Origin of the sequence: Pseudomonas sp. SWRI18, from assembly GCF_014268345.1 — a bacterium.
In the GTDB taxonomy this organism is placed as follows: domain Bacteria; phylum Pseudomonadota; class Gammaproteobacteria; order Pseudomonadales; family Pseudomonadaceae; genus Aquipseudomonas; species Aquipseudomonas cedrina.
The window spans coordinates 16,625-43,181 of record NZ_JACCQQ010000016.1; the positions used below are offsets into that span (position 1 = coordinate 16,625).

Consider the following 26,557-nt stretch of genomic DNA (forward strand, 5'->3'; position numbering starts at 1 on the left):
TATGGATGACTTCAAGACACTGATTGCCTACTCCCGCAAAAATGCCATGCGACGCTTGATTCGCTGCCTCTTTGCGGAAAACATTCTCGACCGTTCGGCCCTGAGCTTTGGGGCCGAAGGCAACCAGGCCAGCTACCCACTCAAGGGCAGCCGCGCCCACCTGGTCTTTTCGGACATAGCCAAAGGCCCGGCCGACACCGTGGTCAATGACGGTGACGTGGTACTGGTCACCGATGAAGGTGTCCGCCAGGTCATCACCAGCCATCAGGACATGCTCGATGTGTTGCGTGACAGCTTCGATTTCGCGCCCACTGATGAGGGTATGACCGGGCTCAAGGCCGACATGGAAAACAGCCTGACCAACGACGCACATGCCCGCCAACATCGCCAGCAATGGAACGCCCGGCTGCAAAAAGCCGCCAGGGATCAGGGGCTCGATAGCCTCACCGACTACCTGCGCCAGCATCTCAAGACCAAGGATGCTGCGATCCTCCTCGACCAGTGGGGTTCGCTGGAAGGCCATCCGTATTACCCGACATGGAAGGCGCGCCCCGGCTTGACCGATGAGGAGGTCGAGCAACTCTCACCCGAGTTCAACGCACAGGTCCCCCTGCGTATCGCGGCGTTGCGTGCAGAACATGCAAAGAGCGAAAGCATGCCGCACGTGAGCGACTACCGCACCTGGTTCGCCGAGAATTTCCCGGCCCAATGGGAGCAATGGAAAGCCTCGCTCAACAGCAAGGGCCTGGATGAAAGCCAGTGGCTGCCATTGCCGATCCATAGCTGGCATTTGCAGGCCTACGTGCTGGAAAACTTCGCGGCGGAAATCGAAAACGGCATCCTGATTACCGACGGACCGGAGATTCCAACCCTGCCGACCATGTCGTATCGCACGATGATGCCGGTGCTGGACGAATGCGCGCCGTTGATCAAACTGCCCATTGCCGTGTGGATGACCAGCGAACTGCGCAGCCTGCAAGCCAAGTCGATTCACATGGGACCGCGCATCAGCACGGTGATCGGAAAAATACTGGAGGCCGAACACGGCTTCGACCAGCGCCTGGAAATCTTTCCGGAAGAGATCGGCGTGCGTTACAAAAACGCAGTCACTCAAGACGATCATCCCGGCCGTCATCTGTCAGTGGTCTATCGCGCCAGTCAGCAAGCGTTCGAACGCAGCGACGATTGCCTGCCGATTACCGTGGCGTCATTGTTCACTCGATTACCGGGTAGCGGTCGGCCGCTATTCACCGACCTGATCGAGCGTGATGGCGTGCGAGCGGATGCCGCACAGGTTGAAAACTGGTTCCGCGACTATGCCCAGGTGGTCACCCACCCGGTGGTGGCGATCTATCTGTTGTATGGCGTTGCACTTGAAGCCCACCAGCAAAACACAATGGTGCTGTTTTCCTCCGATGGCAAAGCACGTAGTCTGCTGATCCGCGATTTTGGCGATGGCCGCACGTATGCGCCACTGCTGGAAGGACGCGGCTACAGCCTGGCGCCGCATGTGCAGCCGGGTATCCTGCCGACGGTGTTCGCAGGCGACATTGAACCGGTGCGCATGTTCGTGCTTGACGCAGCGTTCCTTACCCACCTGCATGAAATCGCGCTGTGGCTGACCACGGAGTATGGGTTGAACAACACGCGGCTGTGGCAGATATTGCGCGAGGAAACCGACCTTGCGTTCGAAGCCGTGCGCGACCGCGTCGAACCCGCGCTGTGGGAAACCGAGCATAAGGCGTTCGTGGAAGATCCATGGCCGACCCGGTCGTTGTTGCGCATGCATTTGATGCAGTACTCCAACTATCGTTTGCAGCACACCCTGTCCAACCCGCTCGCCAGCGTTTAGCCGAGGTCGTCCCATGTCCCATGCAGGTGTCATCCAGGGTTCGAGCGTACGAATCCTGATTTATCTTCTGTTTGCGATCCAGTTGGTGTCCATGGGCGCAATGGAGATGAGCGGGCCGTTCTGGCCTGTCCATCTGCGTGGGCTGACCTCCTCGGAGTCGGTGTTCAGCTTCGCCAGCATCGCCGTGTACGTCGGGCCGATGCTCGGCATTATTCTGACCAGTGCATTCTGGGGCCGTATCGGCGATCGATATGGCCATAAGTTGATGATGATCCGCGCCCTCGCCGGTTTGTCGTTGACCCAGCTTGGGCTGGCCCTCTTCAGCGACATCTGGGTCATTTTGATCCTGCGCTTTCTGCAAGGCGCGTTCGCCGGCTACATCGCGCCGGCGCAGGCCTACGGCGTCAGTATCGAAGCGCCTTCGCGGCGAGCCCGGCTTTTTGCGATCCTGCAAATTTCGACCAACGTCGGTTCCTTGCTGGGCGCAGTCGTTGGCGGTTTGATCCTCGATTACGCGACGTTCTTCTGGATCAACATCATCGCGTCGGCATTGTGTGCGGTGTGCACCGTGATCGCGGCCGTGACCCTGCCGGATGTACCGCCGGTGAAAAAAACACCGACGGTGGACAAGACGACCCCGGCGCGCCGTTCAGGCAATCTCTGGCAAGGTTCCCCGTTATTGTCGCTGCTCGGGGTGATGGGCATTCTGTTGTTGGCGCGAATGCTGCCGCAAACCTCCTTTTCGTTGTACGTCAGCTCGGTATTCGCCGTCAGCAACTCGGTGGTCGGCCTGTGCTACGGCTTGCTGGCGCTGGGTTTCATTCTTTCGGCTACGGCCTGGTCGCGTTACTTCGAACACCGCGGTCAACAGGAAACCCTGCAGCGCATGACCTACGTGGTGATCGGCTGCATCGCTCTCACGGCTGTGGCCGGGGTCACGCGTAATGCTGTGGTATTTGTCGTTGCCTATTTCATATGGGGCGTGCTGTTGGGGGCTACCACGCCGGTGCTGATGGCCCTGATCTCGAAAACCGCCGATAGCTCGCAACAAGGCCATGTATTGGGAATCGCCCAGGGCACCGCGCAATTCGCCTCGATTGCCGGCATCTCGGCCGGCGGTTTGCTTAGCCAGGTCTATGGCTTGCAATACACCTATCTGTTCGTTTGCCTGGCCTACGTGGTGGCGCTGATCCCGATGGTCGCGTTGCGCTACTGGCCTGCGGCTATGCAACCGAGTCATGCCCCACCTGGGGATTGAGTAAGGAGCCTGTCTTTGAACATTGAACAACTGCGCGCCGACACGCCCGCTGTCGCGCAACTGATCCACTTCAACAATGCCGGCGCGGCGCTCATGCCCAAGCCAGTGATCGCCACCATGACCCGCCACATTCAGCTCGAAGCGACACTTGGCGGGTATGAAGCAGCCGGCCAGCAGGCGGCTGAACTGGAAAATGTCTATAGCGCTATCGGTCGCCTGATCAACGCACGGCCCGATGAAATTGCGGTGATCGAAAACGCCACCCGCGCCTGGGACATGGCCTTCTATTCGTTGCCGTTGAAAACCGGCGACGTGGTGCTGACCTCGACCACCGAATACGCCGGCAACTACATTCCCTATCTGCAACTCAAGCACAAGCGTGGCATCGAGATCCGCATCATCCCCAATGATGAACAGGGTCAGGTGTCGCTGGCGGCATTAAAGGACATGCTGGAGGACGATCGCGTTGCGCTGATCTCCCTGCCGGTGATCGCCACCAATGGCGGGCCGGTGCAGCCCATCGAGCAGATCGGCGCCCTGGCCCGCGCGGCCGGCGCACTGTTTCTGCTCGATGCCTGTCAGGGTGTCGGGCAGATGCCCATCGACGTGAAGAAAATCGGTTGTCACATGCTCGCGGCCACCAGCCGTAAATACTTGCGTGGCCCGCGTGGAATGGGATTTTTGTATGTCGAGAGCGCGCTGTGCCAGAACCTGGAGCCGGCCTTTCTCGACCTGCATGCCGCGTCCCTGCTGACAGCCGACGCGTACAGGATCCGCGCGGATGCACGCCGTTTCGAGAACTGGGAATGCAACGTCGCGGCGAAGCTGGGCCTCGGCGCGGCGGTCGAGTACGCCCTGGCACAAGGCATCGAGCCGATGTGGCAACGCATTCAACAATTGGCCGGGGACCTGCGCGGGCAACTGGCGCAGATTCCCGGCATCACTCCATGTGACCTGGGCCTTCAGCAGTCAGGCATCGTGACCTTCACGCATCGGGACAGCAGCGCCGAGCAGGTTCAACAGTGGCTGGCCGGTCAGGAAAAACGCATCAATGTCAGCACCTCTACGGTCCGCTCAACCCTGCTGGACATGCAGAACCGGGGCTTGCTCGAGGTCAGCCGCGCCTCTGTGCATGCTTACAACACCGAGGAGGAAATCGACACGATGATCGCCGCATTACGCCGTTTGCCGAATGCCTGAACAGGACACCAATCTGCGCTTGCGTCGTAGCTGGGTTGTAAACTAGCATTAGGAATACTTCTCAATTGCATGAAAATCTGCAGCCATGAGCGAAACCCTTCCAGCGAACAGCGACAACCACCTGCGCGTGATCGAAGCCCTGTACAGCGGCCATCATGGCTGGCTGTACGCAACGCTGCGAAAAAAACTGGGGAACGCCATGGATGCGGCGGATCTGGCGCAGGACACTTTCACGCGCATCCTTGCCTCTCAGGTCACCGTCATTGAGCAACCGCGTGCCTATTTAACCTGTGTGGCCAAGGGTATTCTGGTCAACTGGTACCAGCGCAAGGCACTGGAACGCGCCTATCTGGACGCGCTCGCCCATTTGCCCGAGCCGCAAGTGCCTTCACCGGAATCGCGCTTCATGGTGCTGGAAACCCTGCACGAAATCGACGCGATGCTCGATGCCTTGCCGCCGCTGGTCAAAAGGGCCTTTCTGCTGTCGCAGATCAGCGGCTTGAAATACGACGACATCGCCGAGCAGTTGGGCGTTTCGCTGATCACTGTCAAACGCTACATGAAGCAAGCCTTCGTGCAATGCCTGTTGCTGGTGGAGTGAATGCTCACTCGCCGCCATGAGCCGCACCTCGATCATCAGGCCCTGGAAGAAGCAGCCGACTGGTTGATCCGCATGACTGAGGGCGAGCTCAATGAGACCGAACGCGGCGAATGGGAATGCTGGAGACTCAGCACGCCCGAGCGTGGTCGTGCATGGGCGCGCGCGCAGTTATTGCAGACCAAACTAGGCGGACTGCCGCCGTCACTGGCGATGTCGGCACTCGACCGTCCAGGCAGCCCGGAGCGGCGCGCGGTACTGGGTAAGCTGGCGATAATGCTGGCAATCCTGCCGGCCGGATGGGGCAGCTGGAAGCTGGCAGAATCCCAGCAATGGTCGGCCGACTATCGCACCGCAGTGGGCCAGCAACGCGAGCTGACCCTGGCCGACGGTACAAAAATCACCCTGAACACCGACACGTCGATCGACGTGCTGTTTGACATCAACCAACGGCTCATTCACCTGCGCGAAGGCGAAATACTGGTACAGACCGCTGCGGACATTGCCCCTCTGGCTCGGCCTTTTCTGATCAGCACCCGGCAGGGCCGTATGCAGGCGCTGGGCACGCGATTCAGCGTGCGCGAGCTGCAACCGCGCACTCACCTTGCCGTGCTCGAAGGCGCGGTGAAAGTCGAGCTGGCCGAAAATCGCCAGACTACGCCGCTGATCGTCAGTGCCGGTCAGCGCACGGATTTCTCTTCCGACACCTTTGGCCAGGTCACCGCTGCCGACCGCTATGTCGGCACCTGGGCCCAAGGCATGCTGATGGCCGACAACATGCGCCTGGCCGACTTCGTCGCCGAGTTCACGCGCTATCGCCGCGGTTTTGTACGCTTCGATCCGGCGCTCGCCAATCTGCGTATTTCCGGCGCCTATCCGATCAGCGACAGCCAGCGCACCTTGAACATGCTGGCGCAAACCTACCCAATCCTCGTCAGCGGCCACTTGAATGGCTACTGGGTCATGCTTTCCCCCGCCTGAGTCAAAAAAATCACCGTACAGGTGATACTTTTTTAGCGGTCGACTGGCTATTAGGGAGAAGCACCTTACCGTCCTGTTTATAGGTCCATCCATTCATGCTCGCTGCACGCCGCCTGCGCCCGGATCACCACTTCACATCAGCTATTCGCAGTGCGTTGCTAACCCTTGCCCTGATCGGTGCCGCCTGCCCGCTTGCCTCGGCCGCCGGGCCTGTGCAATTGGACTCGGTTGCGATCCGGGCCTACAACATTCCCGCCGGGCCGCTGGGTGCGACCCTGTCGAGCTTTGCCGTGGGCGCCGGTATAGCCCTGTCGTTCCAGCCCTCATTGACCGAAGGCCTGAGCAGTCCCGCGCTGACCGGCAATTACACCACACAGGAAGCGGTCAATCGCTTGCTGGCCGGCAGTGGCCTGGACATGGTGTTGCGCAGCGACGGCACCTACACCCTGGTGCAACGCCGAGTGACGCTGGATGAGACCGCGGTCATCGGCACCGGCAAGCGCCCCGATACCCTGCAAGAGGTGTATGCCGGTGGTCAGGTCGCCAACGGCGGGCGCTTGGGTATTCTCGGCAATACGGACGTGATGGACGCGCCGTTCAGCGTCAGTACCTACACCTCGGCGCTGATCAAGGATCAACAGGCCGTCACTGTCGGCGATGTGCTGGAACGTGATTCATCCGTACGTTCCACCGGCCAGGCCGGAGGGATCGTCGATTCATTCTTCATCCGTGGCTTTCCCGTCGGCGAGGGTAACCTGGGTGAGCTGGCCTTCGACGGTGTGTACGGTGTGGCGCCCAACTACCGGGTTTTTACCGAATACGCCGAGCGCATCGAACTGGTCAAAGGGCCCGGCGCCCTGCTCTATGGCATGTCCCCCAACAACGCGGTTGGCGGCGTGATCAATGTGGTGCCCAAGCGCTCTCTCGACGAAGACCTGACCCGTTTCACCACCAGTTACGCCATGAACACTCAGCTCGGCGGGCACCTTGATATCAGTCGGCGTTTCGGCGATGAGCGCCGCTTCGGCGTGCGCATCAACGGCAGTACGCAACAGGGCGATACGGTGATCGACGATCAATCGCGTCACGTCGATATCGGTGCGATCTCGCTTGACTATCACGGCGACCGCCTGCGCACCAGCCTCGACTGGCTCAACCAGAAAGAAAGTTTCGACGCCGCTTCGCGCCCCTTTTTGATCGACTCGGGCGTGGACATTCCTGCCGCCGCCAACGGCCGCACCAACGTCAGCCAGGCGTGGGGCTGGTCGCAAACCCGTGACAAATCCGCGCTGTTCAGCGGCGAATACGACCTCAGCGATGCATTGACGGTCTTCGCTCACGCAGGTGGCGGCAAATCCGACGTGGCACGGATGTCCGACCAGACGCTGACCCTCATCAACTCGGCCGGCGATACCTCTTCGACTCCGGGATATTACAAATTCGAAGTCAAGCGCTACACCCTCGACACCGGTGCGCGCCTGAGCTTCGACACCGGGCCAATCAGTCACCGCACCACCGTACAGATCAGTCGTTATCGCGATGAGTTATCGCGCGGGATCATTTCCGGTGCGCCGATCCTGTCGAACATTTATCACCCGGTAGACCGCCCGAAACCTGACATCCCCAAGCCAGATACACCAAAAGTGTCTGAAAGCGAGCTGACCGGCGTGGCGCTGGCAGACACCCTGTCGGTGTTCGATAATCGGATCCAGCTGACCCTCGGCCTGCGCAAACAGAACATCAAATCCGACAATTACAACGCGGCCGGTGCGGTCACCACGTCCTACGACGACGGCCGGACTACCCCGCTGTTCGGTGCAGTGTTCAAACCCTGGGAGCATGTTTCGTTCTACTACAACTACATCGAAGGCTTGAGCAAGGGCGATATTGCGCCCTCGACCGCGTCCAACGCCGGTGAGATCTTCGCCCCTTACGTTTCCCGTCAACACGAACTCGGGGCCAAGGTCGACTACGGCACCTTCACCTCCACCATCAGCCTGTTTCAGATCACCAAGCCCAGCGGTGAACTGGCCTCCGGCATATTTTCGGTGCAGGGCGAACAGCGCAACCGTGGCCTGGAACTGAATGTATTCGGTGAAGTGACCCCCGGCACTCGATTGCTCGGTGGCGTGACCCTGCTCAATGCCGAACTGACCCAATCCGGCGTGGCCGCCAACCGTGGCAATAAACCCGTCGGCGTACCCGAAGTTCAGGCCAACCTGTGGGCCGAATGGGACACCCCATGGCTGGAAGGCCTGACGCTGACCGGTGGTGCAATCCACACCGGCAGCCAATATGTGAACCAGGCCAACACGCAAAAACTGGATGACTGGACCCGCTTCGATGTCGGCGCACGTTACAGCACTCGCATCGATGACCGACCGATCACGTTTCGCGCCACCGTGCAGAACGTGTTCGACCGCCAGTACTGGTCGGGCGTCGCCTCTTATGGCGCGTTCTCGCAAGGCGCACCGCGCACCTTATTACTGTCGGCGACTGTCGACTTCTGAAACGCTCAGCCGGCGAACGGTGTGAGCCGTTGACCGACCTGACTTTTGCAAAGGCTTTGACCATGGTGATTTTCGATCGACGCAGACGCGCTTTTTTTTCTGCGCTGTTACTGGCAGGACTGCTGAGCCTGTTCGCGGTGGCGCCGCACAACGCTCACGCCACCGAGACGGATTCGGCCCGCACTGAAGTGACCGATTTGCTGGGGCGCAAAGTCAAAGTGCATCTGCCCGTCAGGCGGGTCATCCTCGGTGAGGGTCGGCAACTGTATCTGGTCGCCGCGCTGGACACGTCAAACCCGATCGAACGCATCGTCGGCTGGCGCAAGGACCTGATCCAGTCGGATCCGGACACCTACAACGCCTACCTGCGCAAATTTCCCGACATCGCCAAAATCCCTACCTTCGGCGGCTTTGAAGACGGCACCTTTGATATCGAACAAGCGATCTCACAGCGCCCGGACGTGATCATACTCAATATCGAGGCGCAACACGCCACCGAAGATGCGCGGTACATCGAAAAACTCGACGCCCTCGGCATCCCGGTGGTGTACGTCGATTTTCGTAACAACCCGATGAAAAATACCGAGCCGACCATGCGCCTGTTCGGCCAGTTGTTCGGCAAGGAACAACGCGCCGAAGCCTTTATAGATTTTCGCAATCAACAGATTCATCGCGTCACCGATGTGATCGAAAAACAACACCCGCCCAGGCCGAACGTGTTCATCGAGCGCATCGGCGGTTATACCGACGATTGCTGCCTGAGTTTTGGCAATGAAAATTTTGGCCTGTTTGTCGATATGGCCGGTGGCAACAACATCGCGCGCCGGATCATTCCAACCACGTTCGGCCAGTTGAACCCCGAGCAAGTCATTGTCGCCAATCCGGAGCACGTCGTGGTCACCACCGCCAACTGGGAAGCCTTTGCTCCCGGTGGGCATTGGGTCGGCGTCGGCCCTGGCGCAGACATGGCCGAGGCGCGGAAAAAACTGGCGTGGTATACGCAACGGCCGGCCTACGCAGGCATCAAGGCTCAGGACAACCAGGCCTTCCACGCCATCTGGCATCAGTTCTATAACAGCCCTTACCAGTTCGTGGCCATTCAGCAATTGGCGAAATGGTTCCACCCCGAGCTGTTTACCGATCTCGATCCGGATGCCTCATTTCGCGAATTGCATGAGCGTTTTCTACCCGTGCCGTATGAGTCGGGCTATTTCGTCAGCCTGCGCAAACCCGGGGTGAAGCCATGAGCACGCTGACCAATGCCGAGGTGCTACCGCGCGAAAACTATCGGCGACTGGTGTTGCGTAAACGCCTGATCCTTGCGGGGCTGGTCGTTCTGCTGTTGTGCAGCGTGCTGCTCGACCTGGCTTTGGGGCCTGCGCGTTACAGCCTCAGTGAAGTGCTCGGCGCGTTGTTTTCGCCGGACACTGCGTCACCACAAGTGCGTGTGGTGATGTGGGATATCCGCTTGCCGGTGGCATTGATGGCCGTTGCCGTTGGCGCGGCATTATCGCTGGCCGGCGCGCAGATGCAGACAATCCTCAATAACCCGCTGGCGAGTCCGTTCACGCTCGGCATTTCCGCCGCCGCCAGTTTCGGTGCGGCGCTGGGCCTGGCATTCGGTGTCGCGCTGTTTCCGCTGGCGGCGCAATTCATGGTGCCGCTCAACGCCTTCATCATGGCCATGCTCTCGGCGCTGCTGATTCACTTTCTGAGCATGCGCCGTGGCGTCACCGCCGAAACCATCGTGCTGCTCGGCATCGCGCTGGTGTTCACCTTCAATGCACTGTTGGCGCTGGTACAGTTCTTCGCCACCGAGCAAGCCGTGGCGGCCGTGGTGTTCTGGACCATGGGCAGCCTGACCAAAGCCACCTGGCCGAAACTCGGGGTGATCTGCCTGGTGATCCTGATCACCCTACCGGTCTTCGCCAAACGCGCCTGGGCCCTGACCGCTCTGCGCCTGGGCGACGACAAGGCTGCCAGCTTCGGCATCAACGTACGTAGCCTGCGTTTTCAAACGTTGATTATGGTCAGCCTGCTGGCCTCGTTTCCGGTGGCATTCGTCGGCACCATTGGCTTTATCGGGCTGGTCGGCCCACATATCGCCCGCATGCTGATCGGTGAAGACCAGCGCTTCTTCCTGCCAGCCTCGTTGCTCACCGGTTCGCTGATTCTCTCGGCCAGTTCCGTGGTCAGTAAAACGTTGATCCCCGGCGCGATATTCCCCATCGGCGTGGTCACCTCGCTGATCGGCGTACCGTTCTTCATATCTCTGATACTCGGCGGGAAGAAAAACACATGGTGAAGCTACAACTGGACAACCTCGGCGCCCGTTATGGCCAACGCGAGATTATTCGCGGTGTATCGACGACGATGTTTTTCGGCGGTCAGGTGGTCGCCGTGGTCGGCCCCAATGCGGCGGGCAAATCGACTCTGTTCAAACGCATGGCCGGGCTGATCGATGGCCCCGGCCAAGTGATTTTGCAGGACTCCAAAAAAGGCCCGACGGGCATCAGCTACATGCCCCAAGGCCTGAACGCCAACGCGCGATTGACGGTGTACGAGTCGGTGCTGCTGGCGCGCAAGCAACTGGCGCCGAGCTGGAGTGTTCACGATAACGAGCTGAAACTGGTAGACGAGATTCTCGAGGCACTGGGCATTACCGACCTGTCGTTGCGCAACCTCGGAGAACTCAGCGGCGGCCAGCAACAGCTGGTATCCATTGCGCAAACCCTTGTGCGCGAGCCCGAAATCCTGCTGATGGACGAACCCACCAGCGCCTTGGACATGCATCGCCAGGTGCAGGTGTTGAACTTCATGCGCACACTGGCCCGGCAACGCGAGGTCATCGTGTTTATCGCGATCCATGATCTGAACCAGGCATTGCGGTTTGCCGATCAAGTACTGGTGATTGCTGACGGCACCACTCAGGGCAGTGGGCTTAGTGGTGAAGTCATTACTGAACAGATGCTGCGCAACGTTTACAAGGTTCAGGCGCGTATCGAACAGTGCAGCCGTGGACAGCGGCATATACTGATTGACGATGTGAGTTGATGATCAAACAGCCCTAAGGGGTATCGGCTCCAGGCCTGGTGCCCCAATGGCAAGGCATGGCCTACGGGGTCCAAGAGCCAGCAGAACGCGAATTACCCATAACTACGCTGCCTGGTAGCCCCTCAGGTAAGTGACCCGGCCCATGATCAGCATCGATTGCCCGCGCCGGGGCCAGGAAGCGATGCAACATCCTGTTATTCTTCACCCCCAGGAATACAAGCCCAGCGCTTTCAAGGACGTAGCAAATGAATTCGCAAAATATCGTGCGTTACTGGCACGCTGTCGAACTGCTGCAACCCCAGGCAGTCCCAAAACTGAATAAGCGCGACAGCGACTATCAGCCGTTTTTCCAAGACATCCCCGCCTCAGGCCAAACCCTGCCGTGGATGCCGGCCAACCCTCTGAGCCGGCAGCGCCTGCCGAACAAACGCGTATGGAGCCACACGCTCTACGCACACCTCTATGACAACCTGAACGTTTCCCGCCAATTGGAGGCCCTTTACGGCGCCGACCAAGGCTACAAGGAACCGCAATCCAAGCTTTGCGCCTTGTACGCGCTCAAGTTCAACGATCAAGGCGTGATGGTGGCCAACAGTTTGGTGCTGTCCAGCGAGGCCTGGTTCGTAGGCTGCGCCATCAACCGGCAAGATTGGACGCACGGCTTCGAGGAGACCCAGGACTCCCTTCGCGAACAGGCTAAAAGCTTGCTCGGTGGCGTAGTCAATGCGGCCGACCTGGCACGCCTGACAGACCATATTCGCCAGTCCCTGGGACTCGACCAGTTTTTCGCAGACGGACCGCGCGGGCATCGCTTCCGCTCGGCACCGATCAACCCGAACAAACCCGAGCAGGAAGACGACCCACTCAACAGCTTCCTGCTGAGCGACCTGGCCGGCATGGCCGAGGCCCTGGCGCGTGGCGAGACAAGCAAGCCCCTGGCCCGCTACCTGAGCCATCACGATGCCAGCCAACGCCTGCACCTCGATGGGCCCGAAGCCGACCTGGCGCTGATCGATCGCCTCGCCCCGTCGCGCTACGCGACCGGCTGCTGGCCCGCCGAAAAGCACTTGGGTCTGGTGCATTCCCAGCAATTGGCGGTCAACAGTCTGCTGCACACCCTCAGCAACGACAGCGGGATAATGGGCATCAACGGCCCACCGGGCACCGGTAAGACAACCCTGCTCCGCGATCTGATCGCGGCAGTGGTGACACAACGCGCCGACGTACTGGCCACGCTGGGCAGGGCCTCGGACGCCTTCATCAAGGACGGACGCGAAACCGCCAACGACGGTGGGCGCGAGCGCTTTGCCTATCAGCTCAGCCCGCGCCTGTTCGGCTTCGAAATGGTGGTGGCCTCCTCCAACAACGGTGCCGTGGAGAACGTAACGCTCGAGTTACCCCAGCGCGATAAGGTTGACTCGTCCTGGCTGCCCGATGCCGAGTACTTCAGCGAACTGGGCGAGCTGACCAGCGGCAAGCCGGCCTGGGCGATGATCTCCGCAGCATTGGGCAGCAAAGCCAAACGCACTCAGTTCGTCGATCGCTTCTTCTATGGCAAGCGTCCGCCCAAGACGAAGACCACCAGCGCGGAACCGGCACCTTCCCAGCCCGACGTCGACAACGCTGAGCTGGACGAGGATCTATACGAGGGCGATCCGCTACCCGACGCATCCGTGATCAACAGCGCAGACGAAGAGCCAGTTACCAAGGGCATGCGCGAGTGGCTGAGCGAACACGCCAGCCAAATGAAATTGCTCTCGTCCGCCGAGAAAAACAATCTCTGGCGCACCGCTGTCGAGCGCTATCAAGGCGCCAAAAACGCCGAAGAGAGGATACGCGCCGAGGTCAGCGACATTCTGGAGCGGGTTCAGGCGGTGATCAGCGCCAAGGCTCGAGTGCGTCAGAAGGAACAGGAGCGCCAAGCTCATCTGACTCAACGCCGCGAACTCAATGATGAACAAGCCAAACTGGAAACCCTGCAGCTCGCGCCCGCCCGCGAGCAACTCAAACGCGAGCTTCAGTTCCTTGAAGCACACCTGGCAACAAAGCCGGGGTTACTGGCCAACTTAATCAGCCTTTGGGGGGCCCACCGCACATGGGCGGCCCGGCAACGCCTGCTGGATAGCGCACACACCTTGGCCAAGGACGTCTTCGACAGCGCCCAACGCCAAGTGCAGCGACTCGTCGGCCAACTGGCTGAACTCAATCGGCAATTGGCGACCGACGAACTGGAAATCAACGAAGCCGTGGTCCACGCCGCCCTGCAGATCGACAAGGCTCGCCGCATTGCCCGCGCTGGCCAGGCCAAGCATCTGGAGCATTGGCTCGAACAAGGCCAGATCGGCCGGGGCAGCGAGATCGAACTGCTCGAACCCTGGGCAGTCGAGGGCTGGCGCCAGGCGCGGGCGACAGTATTCATTGAGGCGCTCAAGCTGCACCACGTCTTCTTCCAGATCGAAGCCTCGCGCTTGCGCGCTAACCTGGACTTCATCACCAGCACGCTCACCGGCAGCCGCTATGGCGGCGTATCCAAGGCCGTGGTGCGTTCGGCATGGGCCTCGCTGTTCATGGCAGTGCCGGTGCTCAGCAGCACCTTCGCCTCGTTCGCCCGCTCATTCGGTAGCCTTGGCTGCGGGGAAATTGGCTGGTTGATGGTGGACGAAGCCGGTCAGGCGCCACCCCAGGCCGCCGTAGGCGCGTTATGGCGTGCACAGCGGGCCGTGCTGGTCGGTGACCCGCTGCAACTGGAGCCGATCGTCACCGTATCCGATGCCGTGCTCGAGCACATGCGTACGCGCTATCAAGTCGATGCTCACTGGCTGCCCAACCGCCAGTCCGCCCAAAGCCTGGCCGACCAGGCCACGCCTTGGGGTCGCATGGCGGGGCCCAAGGATCAGAAATGCTGGGTCGGCTTGCCCCTCGTGGTGCACCGTCGCTGTGACAAACCGATGTTCGAGCTGGCGAATCGTATCGCCTACGACGGAGCAATGGTCTATGGCACCATTGCGCCCTCATCCGCCAAAGAAACACCCGCCCGCCTACTGACCGGCTGGGTGCACGCGACCGGCCGCTCCTCTGGCAATTGGGTCGACAACGAAGGAAAGGCGCTCCAACAGCTGTTGGCGATGCTGAACGACGACGGCGTGCCGCCCGATAGCATCGCGGTTATCACGCCCTTTCAGGACGTGCGCAATCAGCTCAAGGATCGGTTACACGCCAAGATCGTGCGCGGGACCATTCATACGATGCAGGGTAAAGAAGCGGCAGTCGTCATCCTTCTCCTGGGCGGGAACAGCGAAAACGGCGGCGCTCGCGAATGGGCAGTGTCCAAGCCTAACCTGCTCAACGTCGCTGCCACACGTGCCAAGCGTCGTTTGTATGTCATTGGAGATCGTAATGACTGGAAGCAGCGCAAATTGTTTTGTGAGGTTATGGAGTTGTTGCCGGTTCAGGGTGGTTGGGTAGATGAAGGCCTATCTCATGCGTGAAATGCCTTGCGTGGCAGTAGAACCATATATTTTAGGCTCTGTATGCGCGACCGCTTCCGTTTTTCCCGTACCGAACAGGTTGTGGTACGCAGAGGGTGTCGCCCTCTCAGCGCAATGGAAGCGACGAAGGATGGTTTTATGGAAGACGTTTGCAGCCGTCATCACGATATCGATCAGCGCTGATGCGATGGCGTGGTATGTCGAAAATCCTGTGGAGCGCGCGCTGACCGTCACCACACTGTTTCCGACCATGATCCTCGGCGCAACATCCGCATTTTCAGTTGACGGCCCATCAATGATGAAAAAAGCGAAGGGCGACGCTCTCGCATTCATAGGTTCTGATGGCCAGATTCGCGGAGCTCAGTTTGAGCAAGCGTCTCGCTACTATCGTTCGACCTACAACTCGCCACTGATGTCTGACATGCAACTGGCTCAGGCTATCGCAGTGAAGTATTGAGTCAAAGCTTTCACAAGCTTTTCACAGCGGGTCGATTAGGTTGTCCCAGCTCCTAGTGAACATCCCTTTAAGCCCGCTCTCCCCCTCGCGGGCTTTTCTTTGCCTGCGATTCGCTTTTAACACTAAAGCCTGCGAAATCATCTGGCAGATTTGCGCGAGTTTTGCGCAGGCACAAAAAAGCCGATCTAGCTGATCGGCTTAAGAGTCTGATTTTACTCAGGAATAATGGTCGGGACGGAGTGATTCGAACACTCGACCCCTAGCACCCCATGCTAGTGCGCTACCGGACTGCGCTACGCCCCGACTAGGCGTGTTACTGGGTTCGCTTCTTAACGAAGCGAACCGGAATATACCGCAAGCTTTTGAAATGTGGAAGTATTTTTAAAGCCTGAGTTATTTCTTCAAAACCACCAGCACATCTTCGAGTTCGGAGATCATCTGGCGGATCATTTGCTTGTATTGGGTGGTGTCGTCTCTGGCTTCATCACCGGACATGCGCTGGCGCGCGCCGCTGATGGTGAACCCCTGGTCGTACAGCAATGCGCGGATCTGTCGGATCATCAGCACATCCTGGCGCTGATAATACCGACGGTTCCCGGTGCGTTTGACGGGGTTGAGTTGAGGAAACTCTTGCTCCCAATAGCGCAGCACGTGCGGTTTTACCGCACAGAGCTCGCTGACTTCACCAATGGTGAAGTAGCGTTTGCCTGGGATGACGGGTAGCTCGTCGTTATGACTTGGTTCCAGCATAAGCCTCAACTCGGGCCTTCAACTTCTGCCCTGGACGAAAGGTGACCACACGGCGAGCCGTGATCGGGATTTCTTCTCCCGTTTTTGGATTGCGGCCAGGCCGCTGGCGTTTGTCCCGCAGGTCAAAATTGCCGAAACCGGACAATTTGACCTGTTCGTTGTCTTCCAGAGCGTGTCTGATCTCTTCGAAAAACAGCTCGACCAATTCCTTGGCCTCGCGTTTGTTCAGACCCAACTCTTCGTACAGACGTTCCGCCATCTCAGCTTTCGTCAAAGCCCCCATACGTCACTTCCTTAACGTGGCGTTTAACCTTTGTTCGAGCGAGGTGAGGATATTTTGTGTCGTAGTGTTCACCTCATCGTCATTAAGAGTGCGCGATGGATGCTGCCAGGTCAAGCCAACTGCAAGGCTTTTTCTATGCGGATCAATGCCTTTACCCTGATAGACGTCAAATAGCCTGAGGTCTGTCAGCCATTCCCCTGCATTTTCACGGATTACATCCAGAACGGCAGTGGCGGCCACTTCACGGTCGGCGATCAGGGCCAGGTCGCGGCGCACTTCAGGGAAGCGCGACAGCTCGCTGAATTTGGGCATCTTGCCGCAAGCCACTTCGGCCAGGACTAGCTCGAACACGAAGACTGGACGGTCCAGGCCAAGGGTTTTCGACAGCTCGGGGTGGATGGCACCGACGAAGCCAACCAGGCGACCTTCGCGCTCAATGCGCGCCGTCTGGCCTGGATGCAATGCCGGGTGAGTGCCCGGCACGAAAGTGAAGGCATCCAGCGCACCGGCAAAACCCAGTACCGCTTCCACGTCGGCCTTGACATCGAAGAAGTCGACGGCGTCGCGACCCTGCGCCCAACCTTCAGGCAGGCGGCTGCCGCAGACCACGCCGGCCAGCATCGGCTCTTGCTTCAGGTCGCCAAGCTGGCCGACAAAACGCAGGCCGCTTTCAAACATGCGCACGCGGTCTTGCTGGCGGTTCAAGTTGTGGGAAAGCGCTTTCACCAGGCCAGGCCACAACGACGAGCGCATGGCGGCCATGTCGTTCGAAATCGGGTTGGCCAGCAACAGCGGCTCGACGCCAGGGTTGAACAGTTCGAACTGCTTGGGATCGATGAAGCTGTAGGTCACGGCTTCCTGGTAACCACGGGCCACCAGCAGACGACGCAGCTCAGGCAGATGCGCACGCGCCTCGGCCTTCGGCTGTGGCGCCAGGCGCGCTTGCGGGTAACGAACCGGCAGACGGTTGTAGCCGTAGAGGCGCGCCAGCTCTTCGATCAGGTCGACTTCCAGGCTGATGTCGAAGCGATGGCTGGGTACTGCAACGCTCCATTGCCCTTCCCCGGCTGCGGTAATACCCAAACCGAGGGCCGACAACAGTTGCTCGATTTCAGCCGGCTCGATCACCAGTCCGAGCATTTGCTCAACGCTTTTGGCACGCAAAGTGATCGGCGCAATGGACGGCAAGTACTGCTCGTTGACAGTCTCGGTGATCGGCCCGGCTTCGCCGCCGGTGATTTCCAGCAACAGGCCGGTGGCACGCTCCATGGCTTCACGGGCGAGCTTCCAGTCCACGCCACGCTCGTAGCGGTGCGAGGCATCGGTGTGCAGGCCGTAGGAACGGGCCTTGCCGGCGATGGCGATCTGGTCGAAGAACGCGCTTTCAAGGAATACGTCGCGGGTGGTCGCGGACACACCGCTGTACTCGCCCCCCATGACGCCTGCAATCGCCAGGGCGCGGGAGTGGTCGGCGATGACCAGGGTGTCGGCACGCAGGCTGACTTCCTGACCATCGAGCAGCACCAGCTTTTCGCCTTCTTCAGCCATGCGCACGCGGATGCCGCCGTTGATCTCGGCAAGGTCGAACGCGTGCAACGGCTGCCCCAGCTCCAGCATCACGTAGTTGGTGATGTCGACGGCGGCGTCGATGCTGCGCACATCCGCGCGACGCAGGCGCTCGACCATCCACAGCGGCGCTGGCTTGGACAGGTCGACATTGCGGATCACACGACCCAGGTAACGCGGGCAGGCGTGTGGCGCCAGGACTTCAATCGGGCGTACTTCGTCATGCGCCGCGGGCACGGCAGCGACGACAGGACGGCTGACCGGGACGTTGTACAGCGCGCCTACTTCACGGGCCAGTCCGGCCAGGGACAGGCAGTCGCCACGGTTCGGGGTCAGGTCGACCTCGATGCTCGCGTCTTCCAGCTCCAAGTAGACGCGGATGTCTTGGCCCACTGGCGCGTCGGCCGGCAGCTCCATCAGGCCATCATTGCCCTCGCCCACCTGCAGTTCAGCCTGGGAGCACAACATGCCGTTGGACTCAACGCCACGCAGCTTGGCCTTCTTGATCTTGAAGTCGCCCGGCAGCTCGGCACCGATCATGGCGAACGGGATCTTCAGGCCCGGGCGCACATTTGGTGCTCCGCATACGACCTGGAAGGTTTGCGTGCCATTGCTGACCTGGCACACGCGTAATTTATCGGCGTCCGGGTGCTGTTCGGTGCTCAGCACCTCGCCCACCACGACGCCGCTGAAAACACCGGCGGCCGGCGTGACGCTATCGACCTCAAGACCGGCCATCGACAGACGAGCAACCAGCTCGTCGCGACCTACCTGCGGGCTTACCCAGCCACGCAGCCATTGTTCACTGAATTTCATCCTGCTCTCCTAAAGATTCGTTACGACTAGCGAAATTGCGCGAGGAACCGCAAGTCGTTGTCGAAGAACAGACGCAAGTCGTTCACGCCGTAACGCAGCATGGCCAGACGCTCAACGCCCATGCCGAAGGCAAAGCCCGAGAACTCTTCCGGATCGATGCCGGACATGCGCAGTACGTTGGGGTGAACCATGCCGCAGCCCATCACTTCCAGCCAGCCGGTCTGTTTGCAGACGCGGCAGCCTTTACCGCTGCACATCACGCATTCCATGTCGACTTCAGCGGACGGCTCGGTGAACGGGAAGAACGATGGACGGAAACGCACCGCCAGCTCCTTCTCGAAGAACACCCGCAGGAACTCCTCGATGGTGCCCTTGAGGTCGGCGAAGTTGATATCGCGATCCACCAGCAGGCCTTCAACCTGATGGAACATCGGCGAGTGGGTGATATCGGAGTCGCTGCGGTACACACGGCCCGGGCAGACAATGCGGATCGGCGGCTTGTTCGCTTCCATGGTGCGGACCTGTACCGGCGAGGTATGGGTGCGCAACAACATGTTCGCGTTGAAATAGAAGGTGTCGTGCATCGACCGGGCCGGGTGGTGGCCTGGGATGTTGAGCGCCTCGAAGTTGTGGTAGTCGTCTTCGACCTCAGGGCCTTCGGCAATGCCGTAGCCGATATGGGTGAAGAACTGCTCGATACGTTCCAGAGTCCGGGTAATCGGATGCAGGCCGCCCGAGGCCTGGCCACGGCCAGGCAGGGTTACGTCAATGGACTCGGCGGCGAGCTTGGCCGCAAGATCAGCGTCCTCGAGCGACGCCTTGCGCGCATTGAGCACCTCTGTGACACGCTCCTTGGCGACGTTGATCAGCGCACCGACTTGCGGACGCTCTTCAGGCGGCAAATTCCCCAGGGTCTTCATCACCTGAGTCAATTCGCCCTTCTTGCCAAGGTAGTGAACCCGGATTTGCTCCAGGGCATTGATATCTTCAGCGCTTTGCACAGCCTCAAGAGCTTGGGCAACGAGCGCGTCCAGGTTTTCCATGTACAGACTCCAGATACAAAATAGGGGAAGAGCTTGAAGGCTCTTCCCCTATTTATGACGTTTACCACCGTGGGCTGCAGCAGCAGCCCAGGATGACTGTCGGGGGTACTTAAGCCAAGGTGGCTTTAGCTTTCTCGACAATCGCAGCAAACACCGCTTTTTCGTTCACGGCCAGTTCAGCCAGAACCTTACGGTCGATTTCGATGGACGCTTTTTTCAGGCCAGCGATGAAACGGCTGTAGGACAGACCGTTAACACGTGCACCAGCATTGATACGAGCGATCCACAGAGCGCGGAACTGACGTTTTTTCTGACGACGGTCGCGGTAGGCGTATTGGCCTGCCTTGATTACCGCTTGCTTGGCAACACGGAATACGCGTGAACGCGCGCCGTAGTAGCCTTTAGCAAGTTTCAGAATTTTTTTGTGACGCTTACGGGCCATGACGCCACGCTTTACACGAGCCATGAGTTACTTCCTCTATTCTTGAACCAAAATTAACGAAGGCGCAGCATGCGCTCGACTTTTGCCACGTCAGACGGATGCAGCAAGCTGCTACCGCGCAGTTGACGCTTACGCTTGGTCGACATTTTGGTCAGGATGTGGCTCTTGAAAGCGTGCTTGTGCTTGATGCCGTTAGCAGTTTTCAGAAACCGCTTAGCAGCACCACTTTTAGTTTTCATCTTTGGCATGTTCGGTACTCCGCATTCAGTTGATAAACATAATCAGAAGGCCTGCCGTGCCCTGTTGATTACTTCTTCTTTTTCGGGGCGATGACCATAATAAGCTGGCGTCCTTCCATCTTAGGATGCTGTTCGACCGAACCGTACTCGAGCAGGTCAGCTTCAACCCGCTTGAGGAGTTCCATCCCCAGCTCCTGGTGGGCCATCTCACGGCCGCGGAATCGCAAGGATACCTTGGCCCTGTCCCCATCACTCAGGAAACGTACCAGGTTGCGCAGTTTTACCTGGTAATCCCCTTCCTCCGTCCCTGGACGAAACTTGATTTCTTTTACTTGAATCTGCTTCTGGTTCTTCTTCGCTGCGGCAACCTGCTTCTTCTTTTCGAAGATAGATTTGCCGTAGTCCATCACCCGACAAACAGGTGGGATTGCATCGGCGGAGATTTCCACCAGGTCCAGCTTGGACTCTTCTGCAATACGAAGCGCTTCATCAATCGAGACGATGCCAATCTGCTCGCCATCAGCGCCAATTAACCGAACCTCGCGTGCCGAGATATTCTCGTTGATCGGGGCTTTCGGTGCAGCTCGTTTATCTTGTCTCATTTCACGCTTAATAATAATTACTCCGAATCTGGGCGACCACGCCGGGAAACCGCTTGCGCGAGGAACTCAGCGAACTGGGCGACGGGCATCGAGCCCAGGTCAGCACCTTCACGAGTACGCACAGCGACAGTCTGCATCTCGACTTCCCGATCTCCAATAACCAAGAGATAGGGAACCTTGAGCAAGGTATGCTCGCGGATTTTAAAGCCGATCTTTTCATTTCTCAAGTCGGACTTGGCACGAAACCCGCTTTCGTTGAGAGTTTTTTCAACTTCAGCGGCAAAATCTGCCTGTTTATCAGTGATATTCATGATCACTGCCTGGGTCGGAGCCAACCACGCAGGGAATGCACCCTCGTAGTGCTCGATCAGGATCCCGACGAACCGTTCGAACGAGCCGAGGATCGCCCGGTGCAGCATAACCGGGTGTTTACGGCTGTTGTCTTCGGAGACGTATTCGGCTCCCAGACGGATCGGCAGGTTAAAATCGAGCTGCAGGGTACCACACTGCCAGACGCGGCCAAGGCAATCTTTCAGTGAGAACTCGATTTTCGGACCGTAGAACGCGCCCTCACCCGGTTGCAGATCGTACGCAAGGCCCGCACTGTCGAGCGCAGCGGCCAAAGCAGCTTCGGCGCGATCCCACAGTTCGTCGGAGCCCACGCGCTTTTCCGGACGAGTGGACAGCTTCATCTCGACTTCGGTAAAGCCGAAATCGCGATAAACGTCCATGGTCAATTTGATGAACGCGGCGGATTCGGCCTGCATCTGCTCTTCGGTGCAGAAGATATGCGCGTCGTCCTGGGTAAAGCCGCGCACACGCATGATGCCGTGCAGCGCACCCGACGGCTCGTTGCGATGGCAGGCACCGAACTCGGCCAGGCGCAGCGGCAACTCGCGGTAGCTCTTCAGGCCCTGGTTGAACACTTGCACGTGGCAAGGGCAATTCATCGGCTTGATAGCGTAGTCGCGGTTTTCCGACTGAGTGGTGAACATGTTGTCGGCGTAGTTGGCCCAGTGTCCGGATTTCTCCCAGAGGCTGCGATCGACAACCTGAGGCGTCTTGATTTCCAGGTAGCCGTTCTCGCGCTGCACTTTGCGCATGTACTGCTCGAGCACCTGATACAGGGTCCAGCCGTTCGGGTGCCAGAACACCATGCCCGGCGCTTCTTCCTGCAGGTGGAACAGGTTCAGGCGCTTGCCGATCTTGCGGTGGTCGCGCTTCTCGGCTTCTTCGATGCGCTGGATGTAGGCCGCCAACTGCTTTTTGTCGGCCCAGGCGGTGCCGTAGATCCGTTGCAGTTGTTCGTTCTTCGCGTCGCCACGCCAGTAGGCGCCGGACAACTTGGTCAGCTTGAACGACTTGAGGAAGCGAGTATTCGGCACGTGCGGGCCTCGGCACATGTCGACGTATTCTTCGTGGTAGTACAGGCCCATGGCCTGCTCGTCCGGCATGTCTTCCACCAGGCGCAGCTTGTAGTCTTCGCCACGGGCGGTGAACACGTCGATCACTTCGGCGCGCGGCGTGACCTTCTTGATCACGTCGTAGTCTTTTTCGATCAGTGCGTGCATGCGCTGTTCGATGGCGGCCAGGTCGTCCGGAGTGAAAGGACGCTCGTAGGCGATGTCGTAATAGAAGCCTTCTTCAATGACCGGGCCGATCACCATTTTCGCGGTGGGGTACAGCTGCTTGACCGCGTGGCCAATCAGGTGCGCGCAAGAGTGGCGAATGATCTCCAACCCCTCTTGATCCTTGGGCGTGATGATCTGCAGGCTGGCATCGGAGGTGATCAGGTCGCTGGCATCGACCAGCTTGCCGTCGACCTTGCCGGCCACGGTGGCCTTGGCCAGGCCGGCACCAATGGATGCGGCGACCTCGGCTACGGAAACCGAATGATCGAATGAACGTTGACTGCCGTCGGGAAGAGTAATAGTTGGCATGGCGCCTCCTCTCCTAGTGGTGACCCCTACCAAAGGTCACGTGGGTTGGGATGAGCCAGTACAAGATCCAACACCAGGCCGTTCAATGATGAACGCCTGCCTTACAGCGGCAGGAGCCTTTCGGCCAACCGATAATCGAACCAGAGTGACTGGAGTGAGCTAAAAAGAGCCTGGCAAGGCGGCAATGGCACGCCTGGAAATAGCCAAGCGCACGATCCTAGCACAGATGAACGGTCATCGCGCCGCCGCCTTCGGGTGTAAACACAAATTCCGGCCTTTATAGCCGCAAAAGTGAACTTGAGCTGTACGCACTGCCTCCAACCCCCTGAGAATCGCCGTTCGTCCTCGACCCAAAGGAGCATCCTCATGATGCGTTTTACTTCTACCCTCGCTCTCGCCGCTTCCCTGACCCTCCTTTCCCTCGGCGCGCAGGCGGCAGCCCCGTCGAACTGGCCAGCCGGTGCCCGCGACAGCTTCGTCAGCGACTGCAGTGCAGCCGCCAGCCAGAACGTAGACGCCAAGACCGCCAAAGCCCACTGCGAATGTGGCGCTGACAAAATCAACGCCGAATTGAGCACTGCCGAAATCAAGGAACTGATGACCAACCAGAACGCCAGCGCAGACCTCAAGAACAAGGCGGTCGCCGCTATTTCGTCCTGCAAAGTCGTGAAGAAAAAGTAGGATTTGCGTCTGACCTCACAGCTTTTTCGCTGAAAAAACAGCCAAAAAACTGCCAATTCATACAAATTACACAGCTTTTACGGCTTTTTTTATCAGCTGATATTTCGAGCCAAAGCCCCGTAGATCGGGGCTTTCAGCCGATCAAAGCGCTAAACGCAACGCTATTGATTAGCAAACAATGCCCTGGGGGGGCTCCCAAGCCGAACATTTCGACTATGATAGCCCGGTGTGCCCAGTTGGCCTGAGCAGCACAGCACTACTGAAAATATATGTTTCTTGGAGATACACCATGTCTAATCGCCAAACCGGCACCGTTAAATGGTTCAACGATGAAAAAGGCTTCGGCTTCATCACTCCTCAAGGTGGCGGTGACGACCTGTTCGTACACTTCAAAGCTATCGAAAGCGACGGTTTCAAAAGCCTGAAAGAAGGCCAAACCGTTTCCTTCGTGGCTGAGAAAGGCCAAAAGGGTATGCAAGCTGCACAGGTTCGCGGCGAGTAATTCTCCGCTGAGCTAAAAAAACCCCGTCCATGTGACGGGGTTTTTTATGGCCGTTGCAAAAGCGCGGGAAGCTTAGCCGCAATTGACGCGCGTGATCACCAGGTTGTCGTCGGTGTTGAGGTTCAAGCGGTCAGAGCGGTATTCCAAGGTGATCATGTCGTTGGGCTTGAGGATTCGTGCGTTCTGCGCACCGGCACGGGTACGCGCCTGCTCCAGCAACTGGGGCGACGCCTTCTGGCCGAGAGTGAATTCGGCGGCCTTCGCCTCACAGCGGCTATGACCTGCGTCGGTCACAGCGGCGTCTTTGGCTGGCTCAGAGGTACCCGGGGTGCTGCAACCCGCCAACGCGAGTGCTGCCAACAAAGTACCGAATGATGCGAGCTTCCAAGGCATGAAGCCTCCTATGATAAAAAATGGACAGAGATGGTGCGACAGCGATTGGGCAGATTGGTTTCAAGACGTAAACCGCTGACGGCCCAGTCTGCCTGAGTCTCTGCGGGCAATCGCCCGATCAATCGTGACCAGATATGAACGAAATCAGTAGATGTCGATGTAGTCAAAAGCCGGCGTCGGCCAGTTCTGCTTCAGCGCATTGAAAATCTGCGTCACCCAGACTTCGTCACTGGCAGCCACATTTCCTACATACCCAGATCCCTTTGCCCAGGTCTCCAGGCGAAACAGCAGCCCGTCTATATCTACACCGCCTACTACCTTCCCTGAGGAGATATAGGCAATGCCGGCCTTGGTTACGCGCAACTGGGTATGTTCGTCGTCACTGGCACTGGCGATCAGTTGACGCACCGCTGCCAGGGTAAGGTTCTCGGGGTTGTTCAAGTCGATCTGCACGTGGTGTCCCAGGCAATTAAAGGACAACAGTGTCGCACAGCGCGGGCACCATGCCGAAGCGCCTCATGCCTAAGTATCAGTGCCAAACCCGACGCAAAATGGTTAACTCCCTGGGTTAGAACCGCGTTCCAGCGCACTGCACAGCACTTTCAGCCCCGCGAGATATCCATGACCACCGTAACGCTCCAAGCCGACATCAAAGCCAAGTGGCCCCTGGGACAGAGCTCCTATAGCCCCGGCAGCCCAGAGGAATTGGCGATCATCGGTATCGACCTGCTGGTCAAGGAATTGGGCACACAAGCAGCGCAGGCGTTTATCGGCCAGATATTCGAGAAATACCCGGCCGACCATATGGGGGCACAAGACCCCGAGCGCGAATAGGAACCGGCCGATGAATGCCGGCCGGTCAACACGTTACTTCAGACGCGCCAGGCGCTCGGTCAGCAGATCGAAGAAGCCCTGGGCATCGCCGTTCTCAACCCAGAACACGTTCTTTTCCTGCTTCAGGCCGTCGTACCAGTCAACGATGGTCTGGCCGAAGGTCGGGCCTTCACGGCTGTCTACCACCATATTGGCCTGACGGCCGCTGAACAGCGAAGGCTTGAGCAGGTAGGCGATCACGGTGGCGTCATGCACCGGGCCACCCGGTATGCCGTAGTGCTCCATGTCACCCTTGACGTACTCGTTGAGAATGTCGCCGACAATTTTGCTGGCTTTGTTGTTGATGTCGGCGATCTTCTTCAGGCGCGCTTCGCTGGTCAGGACCTTGTGGGTCACGTCCAGCGGCAGGTAGGTCAGCTTGACGCCGCTCTTGAGCACGATCTCGGCGGCGACCGGGTCGGCAAACAGGTTGAACTCCGCTACCGGCGTGATATTGCCGCCGTTGAAGTGCGCACCGCCCATCACCACCACTTCCTTGATGCCTTGGGTAATCTGCGGCGCCTGGGTCAACGCCAGCGCCAGGTTGGTCTGCGGACCGAGCATGGCGATGGTGATGCTGTGAGGCTTGGCAGTGCTCAAGGTCTTGATCAGGTAATCAACGGCATTGCCCTCAGCCAGGGCCTTTTGAGGCTCATGTACCGTGACGCCGGAAATACCTTCCTTGCCATGGATATTCTCGGCGTAGATGGGCTTGCGCAGCAGCGGCGCCGGCGCACCGGCGTACACCGGAATGTCCTCGCGCCCTGCCCATTCGCGGGCCAGGCGCGCGTTGCGGGAAGTCTTGTCCAGCCGCACATTGCCGGCAACAGTGGTCAGCGCGCGGATGTTCAGTTCATCCGGCGAAGCCATGGCGAATAGCAAGGCCACCACATCATCGGCGCCTGGGTCGGTGTCGATGATCAGGTCGATCTTTTCCGCCGCCTGGGCGCTTGCAGCAATGAGTGCGGACAAAAGCAGGACACTCCGGAACAGATTTTTCAGGGTTGGAAGACCATGTTGCATAAAAAC

The 26,557-nt window shown here is 59.0% G+C and carries 25 protein-coding genes and 1 tRNA gene; 14 read left to right on the forward strand and 12 right to left on the reverse strand.

From position 1 onward, the window contains the following. Position 1 precedes the first annotated feature (1 nt). From H0Z09_RS17685 to H0Z09_RS17735, 11 genes are all read left to right on the forward strand, one after another. Complete coding sequence (locus H0Z09_RS17685) at positions 2-1,852, forward strand: IucA/IucC family siderophore biosynthesis protein (protein ID WP_186691941.1); 1,851 nt, start codon at positions 2-4, stop codon at positions 1,850-1,852. Between the two features lie 13 nt (positions 1,853-1,865). After that, entirely contained in the window at positions 1,866-3,110 is a 1,245-nt protein-coding gene (locus H0Z09_RS17690) for an MFS transporter (RefSeq protein ID WP_186691943.1), read from the forward strand. A 15-nt stretch (positions 3,111-3,125) separates the two neighbouring features. Further along, the gene (locus H0Z09_RS17695; RefSeq protein WP_186691945.1) at positions 3,126-4,310 is read left to right on the forward strand and encodes an aminotransferase class V-fold PLP-dependent enzyme; all 1,185 of its coding nucleotides are present in this window, start codon (positions 3,126-3,128) and stop codon (positions 4,308-4,310) included. A gap of 85 nt (positions 4,311-4,395) precedes the next feature. Next, positions 4,396-4,911: a sigma-70 family RNA polymerase sigma factor gene (locus H0Z09_RS17700; protein WP_076950991.1), complete on the forward strand. Its 516-nt coding sequence runs from the start codon at positions 4,396-4,398 to the stop codon at positions 4,909-4,911. Next, positions 4,912-5,889 (forward strand): FecR domain-containing protein, encoded by a 978-nt coding sequence (locus H0Z09_RS17705; RefSeq protein WP_186691948.1) that lies wholly within the window; start codon positions 4,912-4,914, stop codon positions 5,887-5,889. 95 nt (positions 5,890-5,984) lie between these two features. Then, positions 5,985-8,399 carry a TonB-dependent receptor gene (locus H0Z09_RS17710; RefSeq protein ID WP_186691950.1) on the forward strand — a complete coding sequence of 805 codons (2,415 nt, stop codon included), beginning with the start codon at positions 5,985-5,987 and terminating at the stop codon, positions 8,397-8,399. Between the two features lie 62 nt (positions 8,400-8,461). Continuing rightward, a complete protein-coding gene (locus H0Z09_RS17715) occupies positions 8,462-9,646 on the forward strand; it encodes an ABC transporter substrate-binding protein (protein WP_186691952.1) in 1,185 nt (394 codons plus the stop codon). After that, a complete protein-coding gene (locus tag H0Z09_RS17720) occupies positions 9,643-10,704 on the forward strand; it encodes an iron ABC transporter permease (RefSeq protein ID WP_186691954.1) in 1,062 nt (353 codons plus the stop codon). Before H0Z09_RS17715 ends, H0Z09_RS17720 begins: the two co-directional genes overlap by 4 nt. Next, on the forward strand, positions 10,698-11,453 hold the full coding sequence (locus H0Z09_RS17725) for an ABC transporter ATP-binding protein (protein WP_186691956.1): 756 nt from the start codon (positions 10,698-10,700) through the stop codon (positions 11,451-11,453). The genes H0Z09_RS17720 and H0Z09_RS17725 overlap by 7 nt, the downstream gene beginning before the upstream one ends. A 245-nt stretch (positions 11,454-11,698) precedes the next feature. Beyond that, entirely contained in the window at positions 11,699-14,941 is a 3,243-nt protein-coding gene (locus H0Z09_RS17730; protein ID WP_186691958.1) for an ATP-binding protein, read from the forward strand. Next, positions 14,919-15,398 (forward strand): DUF2388 domain-containing protein, encoded by a 480-nt coding sequence (locus tag H0Z09_RS17735; RefSeq protein ID WP_346656799.1) that lies wholly within the window; start codon positions 14,919-14,921, stop codon positions 15,396-15,398. Before H0Z09_RS17730 ends, H0Z09_RS17735 begins: the two co-directional genes overlap by 23 nt. A gap of 226 nt (positions 15,399-15,624) precedes the next feature. Here H0Z09_RS17735 and H0Z09_RS17740 read toward each other — a convergent pair. The 9 genes from H0Z09_RS17740 to thrS form a co-directional block, all read right to left on the reverse strand. Continuing rightward, positions 15,625-15,701 (reverse strand) — tRNA-Pro (locus H0Z09_RS17740). A 90-nt stretch (positions 15,702-15,791) separates the two neighbouring features. Continuing rightward, complete coding sequence (locus H0Z09_RS17745) at positions 15,792-16,148, reverse strand: MerR family transcriptional regulator (protein WP_076953615.1); 357 nt, start codon at positions 16,146-16,148, stop codon at positions 15,792-15,794. Beyond that, complete coding sequence (gene ihfA / locus H0Z09_RS17750; protein ID WP_002553164.1) at positions 16,129-16,431, reverse strand: integration host factor subunit alpha; 303 nt, start codon at positions 16,429-16,431, stop codon at positions 16,129-16,131. The genes H0Z09_RS17745 and ihfA overlap by 20 nt, the downstream gene beginning before the upstream one ends. A 3-nt stretch (positions 16,432-16,434) precedes the next feature. Then, on the reverse strand, positions 16,435-18,813 hold the full coding sequence (gene pheT / locus H0Z09_RS17755; RefSeq protein WP_186691960.1) for a phenylalanine--tRNA ligase subunit beta: 2,379 nt from the start codon (positions 18,811-18,813) through the stop codon (positions 16,435-16,437). 26 nt (positions 18,814-18,839) lie between these two features. Continuing rightward, a complete protein-coding gene (gene pheS, locus H0Z09_RS17760) occupies positions 18,840-19,856 on the reverse strand; it encodes a phenylalanine--tRNA ligase subunit alpha (RefSeq protein WP_186691962.1) in 1,017 nt (338 codons plus the stop codon). 109 nt (positions 19,857-19,965) lie between these two features. After that, entirely contained in the window at positions 19,966-20,322 is a 357-nt protein-coding gene (gene rplT, locus H0Z09_RS17765; RefSeq protein WP_003234252.1) for a 50S ribosomal protein L20, read from the reverse strand. A 29-nt stretch (positions 20,323-20,351) separates the two neighbouring features. After that, complete coding sequence (gene rpmI, locus H0Z09_RS17770) at positions 20,352-20,546, reverse strand: 50S ribosomal protein L35 (protein ID WP_002553160.1); 195 nt, start codon at positions 20,544-20,546, stop codon at positions 20,352-20,354. A 59-nt stretch (positions 20,547-20,605) separates the two neighbouring features. Further along, entirely contained in the window at positions 20,606-21,157 is a 552-nt protein-coding gene (gene infC, locus H0Z09_RS17775) for a translation initiation factor IF-3 (RefSeq protein ID WP_015884933.1), read from the reverse strand. Then, positions 21,157-23,079: a threonine--tRNA ligase gene (gene thrS / locus H0Z09_RS17780; RefSeq protein ID WP_076953609.1), complete on the reverse strand. Its 1,923-nt coding sequence runs from the start codon at positions 23,077-23,079 to the stop codon at positions 21,157-21,159. The genes infC and thrS overlap by 1 nt, the downstream gene beginning before the upstream one ends. 366 nt (positions 23,080-23,445) lie before the next feature. On the opposite strand from thrS, the gene H0Z09_RS17785 reads away from it, so the two are divergent. Both H0Z09_RS17785 and H0Z09_RS17790 read left to right on the forward strand, forming a co-directional pair. Continuing rightward, complete coding sequence (locus H0Z09_RS17785; protein ID WP_083735310.1) at positions 23,446-23,760, forward strand: hypothetical protein; 315 nt, start codon at positions 23,446-23,448, stop codon at positions 23,758-23,760. Positions 23,761-24,049: 289 nt separating this feature from the next. Continuing rightward, the gene (locus H0Z09_RS17790; protein ID WP_003234260.1) at positions 24,050-24,262 is read left to right on the forward strand and encodes a cold-shock protein; all 213 of its coding nucleotides are present in this window, start codon (positions 24,050-24,052) and stop codon (positions 24,260-24,262) included. A gap of 72 nt (positions 24,263-24,334) precedes the next feature. Here the strand turns inward: H0Z09_RS17790 and H0Z09_RS17795 are convergent, their stop codons facing one another. Together H0Z09_RS17795 and H0Z09_RS17800 are read right to left on the reverse strand one after the other, a co-directional pair. After that, complete coding sequence (locus tag H0Z09_RS17795) at positions 24,335-24,655, reverse strand: I78 family peptidase inhibitor (RefSeq protein WP_186691964.1); 321 nt, start codon at positions 24,653-24,655, stop codon at positions 24,335-24,337. Between the two features lie 144 nt (positions 24,656-24,799). Continuing rightward, complete coding sequence (locus H0Z09_RS17800; protein ID WP_186691966.1) at positions 24,800-25,108, reverse strand: hypothetical protein; 309 nt, start codon at positions 25,106-25,108, stop codon at positions 24,800-24,802. Positions 25,109-25,276: 168 nt separating this feature from the next. Here H0Z09_RS17800 and H0Z09_RS17805 point away from each other — a divergent pair, with 168 nt between their 5' ends. Beyond that, entirely contained in the window at positions 25,277-25,489 is a 213-nt protein-coding gene (locus tag H0Z09_RS17805) for a hypothetical protein (RefSeq protein WP_076953603.1), read from the forward strand. 33 nt (positions 25,490-25,522) lie between these two features. On the opposite strand, the gene H0Z09_RS17810 is transcribed toward H0Z09_RS17805, so the two are convergent. Next, complete coding sequence (locus H0Z09_RS17810) at positions 25,523-26,551, reverse strand: nucleoside hydrolase (protein WP_076953601.1); 1,029 nt, start codon at positions 26,549-26,551, stop codon at positions 25,523-25,525. Positions 26,552-26,557 lie beyond the last annotated feature (6 nt).